Origin of the sequence: Bradyrhizobium sp. HKCCYLRH1034, assembly GCF_051168375.1 — a bacterium.
Classification (GTDB): Bacteria; Pseudomonadota; Alphaproteobacteria; order Rhizobiales; family Xanthobacteraceae; genus Bradyrhizobium.
The window spans coordinates 25,401-37,371 of sequence record NZ_JBNPUW010000020.1 but is presented as its reverse complement, the minus strand read 5'-3'; the positions used below and the strand labels follow the sequence as shown (position 1 = coordinate 37,371).

Here is an 11,971-nt window from a genome sequence, read left to right as displayed (position 1 = left end):
TGCCATTTTGGCCGCGTGCGATCTCGCGCGCGGCTCTCGGACTGATACCACGGCGTTTCTCCGTCCAGACCAAGGCGCAATCAAGCCTATGGCTTTTTGGCGGCGAGGATGCGCCTCGCAGCAGCCCCGGTTGCGCCCAACCGGCGAGTAGTAGACCTGATTCATCAACCAAGGAGATAATGCGCGAAAATCGACCGTGCCACGCGATCGCGGTGTGGCCGGCAACGGAGGAATTCGGGGCATGCGGGTCGCGTTGTTGAGTTGCGTCGTTGCGGCGGGATTGAGTTTGGCGGCACCGTTGCTCCCGGCCATGGCACAGACGGCGCGGACCGGAAGGCCGGCGGCGGCAACGGCCGCTGCGGCCGGCGAAGGCGGCAAGCTGCAGGAGTCCAACGAATGGACGGTCGGCGTCGCCGGCGGCCTGCTCGAAGGCACCAACATCCGTTTTGCCGCCGAGATGGCCAAGGTGCTCGACGACCGCCCGAACCTGCGCGTGCTGCCGATGGTGACCTACGGCGCGCTCGGCAACATCGAGGACCTGCTGTATCTGCGCGGCGTCGACGTCACCATCACCTCGGCCGACGTGCTCGACGAGTTCGTCCGCAACGGCACGCTCGCCAACATCAAGAACCGGATCCGCTACATCTGCTCGTTCTACATCAACGAGATGCATGTCTACGTCCGCCCGGAGATCAGGACGCTGGAGGATCTCGCCGGCAAGAAGGTCTCCTTCAACACCGTGGGCAGCGCCGCCAACCTCACCGGCGGCATCGTGTTCGACCGGCTCAAGATCGGCGCGGAAAAGGTGTTCATCAACAATTCGGTGGCGCTGGAGAAGATGCGCAGTGGCGAGATCGCCGGCGTCGTCCACGTCACGGGCAAGCCGACCGATCTGTTCGCCAAGTTCAAGCCGGAGCCGGGCTTCCACTTCCTGCCGATTCCGTTCGCGCGCAGCCTGCAGGACTACTACGTGCCGACCAAGCTGACCTCGCAGGACTACCCCAATCTGCTCAAGCCCGGCGAGAGCGTCGAGACCATCGGCGTGCCGCAGGTGCTGGCGGTCTACAACTGGCCGCCGGAGACCGAGCGCTACCGCCGCGTCGCGCGCTTCGTCGACTATCTGTTCAAGCGGTTCGACCAGTTCAAGCAGCCGCCGTTCCATCCGAAATGGAACGAGATCAACCTCGCCTCCTCGCTGCCCGGCTGGACCCGCTTCCGCGCCGCGGAGGAGCTGCTGGCCAGCACGCGCCCGCCGCAGGCCGACGGCGCCGCCGTCAAGCAGCAGTTCGACGAGTGGATGAGCACGCGGGCGCCGACCGGCGGCCGACGGATGAGCGAGGACGAGACCAGGGTCCTGTTCGAGCAGTTCCGCGACTGGATGAAGCGGGACGGCGGCCAGCCGGCGCGATAGCGCCGATGGTCGTGGCGTCGACTACGACACCGCCGGATTGCGGCGCAGCGCCGCCGGCGTGTCGGGTTGCGCCAGCGGATGGGCGGACGCGAACGCCGGCAGCGCCATCGCGGCCTCGACGACGCGCTGCACCGTCGGCGTCGCGGCGAGGTCGAGGCCTTTATTGCGCGCGAAGACGGCGTGGCCGGCGAGGCAGATGTCGGCCATCGTCGGCGCATCGCCATGGCAGAACCGGCCGGTCGCGACATGGCCGGCAAGCTGGGCCTCGATCGCGACCAGCATCTCCGCCGCCCAGTGCCTGAGCCAGGCCGCGCGCGCCGCGTCGTCCACGTGCAGCACCTCGGTGAGATAGCGCTGCACCCGCGGCGTCGTCAGCGGATGCGCATCGCAGGCGATCATCGCCGCCAGTGCCCTTACCCGCGCGCGCCCCTTGGCATCGGCAGGCAGCAGCGCCGCGCCCGGACAGGCTTCGTCGAGATATTCGAGGATCGCCAGCGACTGCGTCAGCACGGTGCCGTCATCGAGCACCAGCGCCGGCAGCGCCATCTGCGGGTTGAGCGCGGCATAGGCCTCGTCGCGATGCTGCTGCCGGTCGACATCGACCGCGACCTGCTGATAGGCGATGCCCTTGAGGTTGAGCGCGATGCGCACGCGAAAGCTCGCCAGCGACTGCCAGAACGAATAGAGCTTCATGCGGGTCCCCCTGGGCAGGCGAGTGAATGTCGACGTCTTCGATCGATCCGTCGCCCACGGTCGACATTCGATATCCGGCGATCAGTTCACGCTCGAGATGAAGCCTGCGAGAATCGTCCGGCTCTGGCTGAGTGCCTCGATGCGTTGATCGATGAGGCCGACCTGCTGCGCCAGTATTCTTCGCAAATTGTCGCAAGGCCTGAAATCTGGACGGTTGTTGCGCACGCAGGGGAGCAACTGCTTGATCGTCTCGAGCGTCATGCCGGCGGAGCCGAGCAGTTTGATCCGGCGCACGGCTTCCTCGTCCGCCGGCCCGTAGTCGCGGTAACCGGACGAGGTTCGGTGCGGCGCAAGCAAGCCTTCGTCCTCGTAGTAACGCAGCATCCGGATGCTGACTCCCGTCCTCCGGGAAAGTTCGCCGATCTTCACCTGAAAACCTCTTGACCCTGACAGCGCTGTCAGACCTTACAGATCGTGCTCATCCAAGTGGAGTCCCCTTGTGACGGGAGCAACGATGAAAGCCTATCATTTGAATGGCCATGCGGGCGCGGGTCGCCTGGTGCGCACCGACGTCATCAAACCTGAACCCGCCCCTGGCGAGGTCCGCATTCGGGTCGAGGCGGCAAGTCTCAACTACCGCGACCTCCTGATCCTCGACCGAGCGGGTGAAGGCGGTTTCGACCGCCGCGTCCCGCTCTCCGACGGCGCAGGCATCGTTGATGCCGTAGGCTCCGATGTCGTTCAATGGCGCCCGGGCGACCGTGTGGCCGCATCGTTCTTTCGCGATTGGATTTCCGGGCCGTTCAAGGCGAGCTATGTTCCGTCAGCCCTCGGCGGCAGCACGATGGATGGCATGCTGGCGGAGTACGTGGTGCTGCCGGCGACGGCGCTGGTCCCCGTGCCGGCGCACCTCACGTCGATCGAAGCCGCGACCCTGCCTTGTGCCGGCGTGACGGCCTGGCACGGCCTCATCACCCGTGGCGGAATGGGCAAGGCCGACACGCTGCTGGTCCAGGGAACCGGCGGCGTCGCGCTGTTCGGCCTTCAGTTCGCGGCCGCGCTGGGCGCGCGCGCGATCGTCATCTCGTCCTCGGATGAGAAGCTCGCCCGCGCCCAGGCGCTCGGCGCCTCGATCCTGATCAACTACCGCGACACGCCCGATTGGGATGTGGCCGTGATGAAAGCGACGGACGGCGAAGGCGCCACGCATGTCCTCGAGCTCGGCGGCCCCGGCACCTACGACCGATCGCTGCGGTCGGTCGCTTCGGGTGGCAAGATCGTCCAGATCGGTGTCTTGACGGGGTTCGGCCCCAAGCCCGACCTCGCCCGCCTGCAGTGGGAGAATGCCGACATCATCGGCGTCACCGTGGGTTCGGTCGAACATTTCACGGCCATGAATCGATTCCTGGCCGAACACGCGATCCACCCGATCGTCGATCGGGTCTACGACTTTGACGACGCTCCCGAAGCGTTCGCCCGTCTCCGGTCCGGCTCGCACTTCGGCAAGATCGTTGTGAAGCTATAGGCGAGAGGATGTGAGCACTTCGCCGATCTGCGACGCCGGAAAGCGCCCCCCCGGAGTTGGCACAATCTCTCCGGGTTGGAATCAACCCACGCAACAAACCGAGGGGTCGATCACGCCTCGCTGATCCGCACGCGTGGCCCCGGCCGGCAGCAGCGCCGGACGGCGCGTGACCGATCGTGCCTCACCGTCCCCCTGCTGTCACTCCGCACCGGCCGTGAAGTCCTGGTCGGCAACGCTGGCGGTCTGCGGCACCTTGATGACCACGGCGGCGCGATTGAGCGCCTGGTGGCAGGAATTGCAGGCGGCGGTGAGGTCGGCATAGGAGCGCTCGAAGCGGCCGATGTCCTTCTGCTTGATGGCCTGCGCCAGTTCGTCGAACGGCTGCTGCGTCACGGCCGTCGTCATGTCGGCAAACGAATTGCCCTCGACCAGTGGCTGCGCCCGGCTGACGCGGTTGAACGCGCCCTTGAGATTGCCGAGCTCATAGGCGCTGAACGCCCAGTTGCCGCTATGGCCGGCGATCCAGAGCCTGAGATGGCGCGGCTGGATGGTCGCGATCATCAGGTCGCTGACGGTCGGCAGGTAGGCTGGCGCCGGGGTCGGTGTCGGCGTCTCCGCCCTGGGCGCGGCGACCGCGATGAGCGATGCAAGCCCGGCCAGGCCAGCAGCCGTCGCTGTCAGCCGCAGACCATGGGGGAGCTTCTGTCGACGCATTTTCGGTTCTCCTGCATTCAATTTAGAAGCCTTCTAAAGAGCACCATCCCTCGCCGCCAATCGCAAACGCTGATCGCAGCGATCAGAAAAACTTGATGCCGCGCGCCGCGCGACACGCACGATATCGACACATTGCTCGGCGCCACGCGCGCAGCCGGACGACGCGCAAGCGCCGAGCCCCGGGTCAGCAGAAAACCTGAATTTTGATTTGACGAAATATTCTTGTTTCATTTTTTCCGAAATCGTGTATATGATCTCCCATCCTGCTTCCGCCGGAGGGGCGTGTCGCGACCGTCACGAGACGTGGGAGGTGGGATGCGATGGGCGCAGGGAATCGCAGCGTGGCTTCGTGCCGCGCGGACGAACGGTTCGTTGCGCACGGCGAAATCGTGCGGTCCTGATACCCCGACGCTGGTATCAAGCGGGTGGCGGTGCTCACGCATTGCGCCTGTGATGGTGGCCAACAAGCCCGGCGCACCAGGGAGACCACGTATAAGCCGTTCCAACCGTCGCGCAGGGAAGGCCGGGTGTTTCGGCCAGACCTGTGGTGACTGCCGCCTGCTTTTTTTGCTGCAGGCGGGCCACGGGCGCGGCCAGCGCCCGGCCTTCCCTGCGCCCTCCATCCGATCGAGGGCGGACCTGACGCACAACTCGGGCGCGCGGCGCCGCGAGACCGTGGGCGCACGCCAACCAAGCCGATGCAGGAGACCGACCGATGCAGACCAGCGCCTGGCTCGCCAAGTGCGCCCGCTCTCCTGCCCCCGCAACCCTTTGTTAACCGCCATTAACCGAACGCTAACCAACCACCGGGCAAAAATTGCCGGGTGGAATGTGCGTGTCGTGGTTGGGTGCAGTTGACGGAGGAGACCTTCCGTGGACGCCGGCGCGGTACCTCAGTTTCGGAACGGCGGCCCTGCGGCCGTCGCGCAGTCGTTTGGGGCCGGCACACGCGGCCCGCGGGAAGGGGCGAAAGCCATGGTCGACGTCACGGCGGGTCAGGGGGTCGGATCTCCGGCCGGCGGGTTCTCATTCGCTGACCTCAAGACAGCAGTCCTGCGCGGCGACATCGCGCTGGCGCTCGGCATCCTCACCATCCTGGTGGTGCTGATCCTGCCGCTGCCCTCGCTGGTGCTCGATCTGTTCCTGGCGATCTCGATCACCCTTTCGATCCTGATCCTGATGACCGCCTTGTTCATCCAGGCGCCGCTGGAATTCTCGTCCTTTCCGACCATCCTGCTGATCTCGACGATGCTCCGGCTGTCGCTGAACCTGGCCTCGACCCGCCTGATCCTGTCGCGTGGCCACGAGGGCACCGATGCGGCCGGCCACGTCATCGAGGCGTTCGGCAACTTCGTGATGAGCGGCAATTTCGTCATCGGCATCATCGTGTTCGCGATCCTGGTGACGGTGAACTTCGTCGTCATCACCAAGGGTTCGGGCCGCATCGCCGAGGTCGCGGCGCGCTTCCATCTGGACTCCATGCCCGGCAAGCAGATGGCGATCGACGCCGACCTCTCCGCCGGCCTGATCGACGAGAAGGTCGCCAAGATCAGGCGCAAGGAGCTGGAGGACGAAAGCGGCTTCTTCGGCGCCATGGACGGTGCCTCGAAATTCGTCCGCGGCGACGCGGTCGCCGGCCTGCTCGTCGTCTTCATCAACATCATCGGCGGCATCATCATCGGCGTCGCCCAGCAGGGTCTCGGCTTTGCCGAGGCCGCCCGCACCTACACCACGCTGACCGTCGGCGACGGCCTCGTCACCCAGGTGCCGGCGCTGATCGTCTCGACCGCCGCGGGCCTCCTGGTCTCCAAGGCCGGCGTCAGCGGTGCCGCCGACAAGGCGCTGATCAAGCAGTTCTCGGGCTATCCGCAGGCGCTCGGCATGTCGGCCGCCGTGATGCTGGTGCTGGCGCTGCTGCCGGGCATCCCGACCCTTCCGTTCCTGGCGCTCGGCGGCGGCGCCGCCGCGCTCGCCCTCAAGGCGCGCAAGCAGAAGGAGGTCGCGAAGGCCGAGGAGGTCGCCGCGGCTGCAGCGCCCGCGGCGGCTGCCACCGCCGCGGCCGCCGAGGAGCCGATCTCGGCCGCGCTCAAGATCGACGACCTCAAGATCGAGCTCGGCTATGCGCTGCTGCCGCTCGTGAACGCACCCGACGGCACCGACCGCCTGACCGACCAGATCAAGGCGCTGCGCCGGTCGCTCGCGATCGAGATGGGTTTCGTGATGCCGTCGGTGCGCATCCTCGACAACGTGCAGCTCGAGGCCAACACCTACATCATCAAGATCAAGGAGGTCGACGCCGGCTCCGGCAAGATCTGGCCGAGCCAGTTCATGGTCATGGACCCCGGCGGCAACCAGGTCGCGGTGCCCGGCATCCACACGACGGAGCCGACCTTCGGCCTGCCCGCCACCTGGGTCGACGCCGGCCTGAAGGAAGAGGCGACGCTCAAGGGCTACACGGTCGTCGACGCGGCGACCGTGCTGTCGACGCACCTGACCGAGCTGCTCAAGGCCAACATGAGCGACCTGCTGTCCTACGGCGAGGTGCAGAAGCTCCTGAAGGAGCTGCCGAAGGAGCAGAGCGAGCTGGTCAAGGACATCGTGCCGACGCAGATCACGATTTCCGGCATCCAGCGCGTGCTGCAACTGCTGTTGTCGGAGCGCATCTCGATCCGCGACCTCTCGACCATCCTCGAAGGCATCGCCGACGCGCTCGCGTTCTCGCGCAACCCGGCAACGATCGTCGAGCACGTGCGCGCCCGCCTCGCCCGCCAGATCTGCGCCCAGAACACCTCGCCGATGGGCTACCTGCCGCTGATCGCGCTGTCGGCCAGGTGGGAGCAGGCGTTTGCGGAATCGCTGATCGGCCAGGGCGAGGAGCGCAGCCTCGCGATGCAGCCGTCGAAGCTGTCGGAGTTCATGACCGCGACGCGCGATGCCTTCGAGCGCGCCGCACGCGAAGGCGAATCGCCGGTGCTGGTGACGTCGGCGGCGATCCGGCCGTTCGTCCGCTCGCTGGTCGAGCGCTTCCGGGCCCAGACCACGGTGCTGTCGCAGGCCGAGATCCATCCGCGGGCGCGGCTGAAGACGGTGGGGAGCGTGTGACGCTGACGTTGCGGAACCGCAGAATTCCGGGCGCGTTTGATCGGCGGGGCCGGCGCGAGGCGTCGGCTTTTGCCGTTTTTACCGGCGGACCACCCCTTGCTTTACCGCCACAGGCAAACGAATTCTTAATTCTGCGTTAGGTGGCTGAAATTTCATCCGCATACCGAACAACTAATCAAACTATTGATACATCTGCATTAATTTGAATTTCATCGACTTTCGATCGCGAGACATCACGCCTTATCACACACTTGTGATGTGGCCTACGAAACAGAATTGAGGTTTCCTACGTTAGTTCACGCGAGACGATGAACCGGAAAGCCCCCGGCTCACACGAATCAGCGAAGGACGGAAGACGGCAGGAGGCTTCCATGAACCACTCGATTTACAGCGCGGATCGTACGACCCACCTCAAGATCGTGGTGGTTGCGCTCGTGGCTGGCATCGCAGTGGCCGGCCTCGGCATCTCCGCCCGACTGAATGCAGAGCCGAACTACGCGCAGACGGCAAAGGTCCTCAAGGCCGGCAAGCCGGTCGTGGTGACGAGCTCGGAGATGTCGGTAGTTCGCTGACAGGAATTCCCGGAATTCACGCGGTTCTCACAGCCCCCCAACTGGCCGCGTGGATATGTAGTAGACCCAACCCCAAGTCGACTACTGAAAACGCCCGCTCCCCACGGGCGTTTTCTCTTTTGGGCGTTGAATCACCGCGCCGACGGCACCGTCTCGATCAGCTTGCCGGTAAAAACGATCGGCCCGGTCGCCTGCCCGGTCGGCGACCCGCCCTCCGGCTCGACCGTGACCGCGTAGGTTGCGCGGTTGACGGTGTCGGCGTCGTAGGACGAGAGAACGGGACGGCTGGTAAAGTCGCTGCCGCCGATCACGCCGAGCGAGCGCGGCTTCTGCAGCTTGTCGGACACGAGCCACAACTCGAAGCTCTTGCCCGGCTCCGGCGCGGCGCCGACCCGGCGCACGGTGTAGCTCTTGCTGGCGGCATCGACGGTCAGGATGAAGGCCGGCGACGCCGCGTCCTTCTGCAGGAGGGCAACGAACTGGGCGGAGGGCTGCGCGACCGGCACCTTGACCTCAACAGTCTGGATCCGCGGCTTCGGCTGCAATGGCCGCGGCAGGAGGTCGGGGCGGTAAACCTGGACGCCGACCAGCGCGAGCAGCACGGCCGCGAGCGCGGTCATGACGTTGGCAACCGCGCGCAACTGCCGGACCTTGGACGAGAGCTGAACGACATTGGTGTCGTCGTTCGCGATCTCGCCAGCCGCGAACGTGCTGCGTGTCGGCGTGATGACCGGCGCCGCGACCTCAGGCTCTGGTTCGCTGACGGGAGACGCATGGATCGGCGCAGCTTCCGCTTCGACAGGTGGGACCTCGGGAGGTGCGGGCTCGGGCTGAGCGGCAACGACCTGAGCCTCGACGATCGTCACCTGTCCAGCCGGCGCGCTCTCCGCGTTCGCGCGCAACCGCGCAATCTCGGCCTTGATGCGCTCCCACAGTTCGGGACGCGGCTCGACCAGCCCGACCATCTGATTGAGCGGACCGAGGCGAAATTCCCACGCCTGGACCAGCGCGACAAAATCCTTGTCGACCGCCATCATGGTCTCGACCTGCGCCCGTTCGGCGGCGTCGAGCGTCCCGAGCGCGTATTCCGCCGCCAGCGCGATATGGTCTTCGCTATACGCCATCACAGGTCCAGGTCACGTCCTACAAGGTCTCTCGCCGGTCCAACAGCACCTCATCCGAGACCGAGGCATTGGCGGATGTCCATCATGCTCCGCCTCAGCCAGGTCTTCACCGTGTTCACCGGCGCCTCGAACTTGGTCGCCAATTGCTCGCGGCTCCAGCCGTTGTAGTAGGCAAGCAGCACGAGCTTCTGGCGGTCGGGCTCGAGCTGGCCGACGCATTCCAAAAGACGCTTGAGCTCCTCCGACATCTCGCGGCGCGCCAGCGGATCCGGCGTCTCGGCCGCAACCTCCAGCGCGGAGGGCTCATCCTCCAAAGACAGCTCACCGCGCTTTCGCACCAGGTCGATGGCGCGGTTGCGGGCGATGGCGGCCATCCAGGTGATCGGGGAAGACACCGCTGGGTTGAACTGTGCGGCGTTGTTCCAGACCTTCACATAGGTCTCCTGGACGACCTCCTCGGCGAGGTCCTGTCGGTGCAAGATACGGAGCACGACGCCATAGAGTTTCGCGCGCGTCGCCGCGTAGAGGCGCTCGAAGGCAGCCTCGTCCCCTTTGGCAACAGCGGCAAGCAACCAGACCAGCTCTGCCGGCGTCAGCATTCAGCGTCCCCGAAAATCGCCCCACTCCCTCGTTCGAGCCTACGTCCTCCCGTAGCACAAGTCCTGGGCAACTCTCCACCGGGGCGGGCGCGACGAAAAACCCGGACCTCGCGGCCCGGGTTTTCGAAAGCGACAGCCGTGACGGCGACAGGCTCAGGCGATGACGCCGAGCCGGGCGCGCATCAGGCCGATAGAGTCCATGTCGGCCTGCTCGCGGGCGCTCTCCTCGGCCTTCTCGCGGGCCTGGTCACGCTCGTCGAGCAGCTCGACCTTTTTCATTTCCTCGAACGCCTCGGACAACGCGGCCTTGGCGTCCTCGAGCTGGGTGCGCAGCTCGTCGGCCGAGCGCGTCAGGTTTTCCCGGCGCTGGATCGCGGCCTTGGCGTAGGTCGGATAGGCAAAATGGGTCGGGTCGTTGATGCCGGCCCGCTCCTGCTCGGTCTGGATCTCCCGCTCGAGCTCGGCCGACATGCGCTGGAAGTCAGCGATCATGCCCTCGATCTGCGTCACCCGGCGGCGTTTCTCATCCACCTGAAATTTCTTCAGACGGATCAGCGTTTCGCGCGACTTCATCGACTCATACTCCCCAGAAGTCCCGTGTACGGCGCGGGACAGGGCCGGCCGCCCTTGCTGGGCTCGCCGACTAGGCTCATTACATGGAGGGGATGATTACCCGACAAAGTTAGCTTTCCGTTTCCAAGCGCCCCAGGATCTGTTCCAGCTCCCGATACCCGTTCTGCAGCGTCGAGACCTCGTCCTTGCGCTGGCGCAGGAACGCCTCCAGCGGCTCGTGCAGCCGGATCGCCTCGTCGACCTCCGGACTGGAACCGGCGCGATAGGCACCGAGCCGGATCAGTTCCTCCATGTCGGCATAGGTCGCCATCACCTGGCGCGCGCGCATGATCGTCGGCAAGAATACGGGGTCGGCCGATTTCGGCATCGTGCGCGACACCGATTTCAGGACGTTGATCGCCGGATAGCGGCCGCGTTCGGCGATCGAACGCTGCATCACCACGTGGCCGTCGAGAATGCCGCGCACCGCATCCGCCACCGGCTCGTTGTGATCGTCGCCATCGACCAGCACCGTGAAGATCCCGGTGATGGTGCCCTCGCCGCTGCCCGGCCCCGCCCGCTCGAGCAGTTTCGGCAGCTCGGTGAACACCGTCGGCGTGTAGCCCTTCGCGGTCGGCGGTTCGCCGGCCGACAGCCCGATCTCGCGCTGCGCCATCGCAAAGCGCGTGACCGAGTCCATCAGACAAAGGACATCCTTGCCCTCGTCGCGAAAATATTCCGAGATCGCGAGCGTCAGATACGCCGCCTGCCTTCGCATCAGCGCCGGCTCGTCGGACGTCGCGACCACGACGACCGAGCGCGCGAGACCCTCCTCGCCGAGATCGTCCTGCAGGAACTCCTGCACCTCACGGCCGCGCTCGCCGATCAGCCCGATCACCGACACCGCCGCGTCGACGTTGCGCGCCAGCATCGACAGCAGCACCGATTTGCCGACGCCGGAACCGGCGAAGATGCCGAGTCGCTGGCCGCGGCAACAGGTGAGAAAGGTGTTCAATGCACGGACGCCGAGATCGAGCGGCGAGCCGACGCGCCGGCGCGAATGCGCCGGCGGCGGATTGTTCCGATAAGGAACCGGCGAGGCGCCCTGCGGCAGCGGCCCCTTGCCGTCGATCGGCTCGCCCATCGCATTGATGACTCGGCCGAGCCAGGCCGGCGACGGCCGCACCTGATTGGCGGCATTGGCGATCACGGCGCGGCAGCCGCGGCGCACGCCCTCCAGCCCGGCGAACGGCATCACCACGGCATTCTTGCCGGAGAAACCGATCACTTCGGCAGGGATGTAATTGTTGCCGGTCTCGATCACGATGCGCGCGCCGACCGACATCGCATGAATCGGCCCGGCGATCTCCACCATGAGTCCCTTCACGCCGACGACACGCCCATAGGTGTTCACGGCGTCGATGTCGCTGATCTGCTCGGCCAGAGCCTTCATTGCCAAAGCGCCTTCATCGCGAGAGAGCTGTCATTGGGCCAGAGCCTTCATTGCGAAAACCTTAAGTAGGGGCAGATTCGCGTCGTCGGCTTAACTCTGTGTTTACTCGCATCATTAATCATTACGTCATGGTCTGGAGTGACTGACGTGCTTCGCTTTGCCGCCCTCAAAAAGCGGTGAGATCCGAGAGTCGGTTAGGTCCATCTCTTAACATGGAGCTTGAACG

11 protein-coding genes are annotated in these 11,971 nt (G+C 65.6%); 4 read left to right on the top strand and 7 right to left on the bottom strand.

The window, feature by feature from the left end:
- Positions 1-241 precede the first annotated feature (241 nt).
- Complete coding sequence (locus ACQR0W_RS31825; protein ID WP_315752696.1) at positions 242-1,411, top strand: TAXI family TRAP transporter solute-binding subunit; 1,170 nt, start codon at positions 242-244, stop codon at positions 1,409-1,411.
- 21 nt (positions 1,412-1,432) lie between these two features.
- On the opposite strand, the gene maiA is transcribed toward ACQR0W_RS31825, so the two are convergent.
- Together maiA and ACQR0W_RS31815 are read right to left on the bottom strand one after the other, a co-directional pair.
- Positions 1,433-2,104, bottom strand: coding sequence for a maleylacetoacetate isomerase (gene maiA, locus ACQR0W_RS31820; RefSeq protein WP_434840572.1), 672 nt, complete (start codon positions 2,102-2,104; stop codon positions 1,433-1,435).
- Positions 2,105-2,185: 81 nt separating this feature from the next.
- Positions 2,186-2,533 (bottom strand): MerR family transcriptional regulator, encoded by a 348-nt coding sequence (locus ACQR0W_RS31815; RefSeq protein WP_315714045.1) that lies wholly within the window; start codon positions 2,531-2,533, stop codon positions 2,186-2,188.
- Between the two features lie 85 nt (positions 2,534-2,618).
- Here ACQR0W_RS31815 and ACQR0W_RS31810 point away from each other — a divergent pair, with 85 nt between their 5' ends.
- The gene (locus tag ACQR0W_RS31810; RefSeq protein ID WP_316169356.1) at positions 2,619-3,629 is read left to right on the top strand and encodes a zinc-dependent alcohol dehydrogenase family protein; all 1,011 of its coding nucleotides are present in this window, start codon (positions 2,619-2,621) and stop codon (positions 3,627-3,629) included.
- 198 nt (positions 3,630-3,827) lie between these two features.
- Here ACQR0W_RS31810 and ACQR0W_RS31805 read toward each other — a convergent pair whose 3' ends face one another.
- Positions 3,828-4,343 (bottom strand): cytochrome family protein, encoded by a 516-nt coding sequence (locus ACQR0W_RS31805; protein ID WP_315752692.1) that lies wholly within the window; start codon positions 4,341-4,343, stop codon positions 3,828-3,830.
- Positions 4,344-5,318: 975 nt separating this feature from the next.
- On the opposite strand from ACQR0W_RS31805, the gene flhA reads away from it, so the two are divergent.
- Together flhA and ACQR0W_RS31795 are read left to right on the top strand one after the other, a co-directional pair.
- Positions 5,319-7,445: a flagellar biosynthesis protein FlhA gene (flhA, locus tag ACQR0W_RS31800; RefSeq protein WP_315714040.1), complete on the top strand. Its 2,127-nt coding sequence runs from the start codon at positions 5,319-5,321 to the stop codon at positions 7,443-7,445.
- A 371-nt stretch (positions 7,446-7,816) separates the two neighbouring features.
- A complete protein-coding gene (locus tag ACQR0W_RS31795) occupies positions 7,817-8,017 on the top strand; it encodes a hypothetical protein (protein ID WP_315714039.1) in 201 nt (66 codons plus the stop codon).
- A 131-nt stretch (positions 8,018-8,148) separates the two neighbouring features.
- Here ACQR0W_RS31795 and ACQR0W_RS31790 read toward each other — a convergent pair whose 3' ends face one another.
- From ACQR0W_RS31790 to fliI, 4 genes are all read right to left on the bottom strand, one after another.
- The gene (locus ACQR0W_RS31790; protein ID WP_316169358.1) at positions 8,149-9,141 is read right to left on the bottom strand and encodes an anti-sigma factor; all 993 of its coding nucleotides are present in this window, start codon (positions 9,139-9,141) and stop codon (positions 8,149-8,151) included.
- A gap of 50 nt (positions 9,142-9,191) precedes the next feature.
- Positions 9,192-9,740: a sigma-70 family RNA polymerase sigma factor gene (locus ACQR0W_RS31785; protein ID WP_315714037.1), complete on the bottom strand. Its 549-nt coding sequence runs from the start codon at positions 9,738-9,740 to the stop codon at positions 9,192-9,194.
- 153 nt (positions 9,741-9,893) lie between these two features.
- The gene (fliJ, locus tag ACQR0W_RS31780) at positions 9,894-10,313 is read right to left on the bottom strand and encodes a flagellar export protein FliJ (protein ID WP_315714036.1); all 420 of its coding nucleotides are present in this window, start codon (positions 10,311-10,313) and stop codon (positions 9,894-9,896) included.
- Positions 10,314-10,422: 109 nt separating this feature from the next.
- Positions 10,423-11,745 carry a flagellar protein export ATPase FliI gene (fliI, locus tag ACQR0W_RS31775; protein ID WP_315714035.1) on the bottom strand — a complete coding sequence of 441 codons (1,323 nt, stop codon included), beginning with the start codon at positions 11,743-11,745 and terminating at the stop codon, positions 10,423-10,425.
- Between the last annotated feature and the right edge of the window lie 226 nt (positions 11,746-11,971).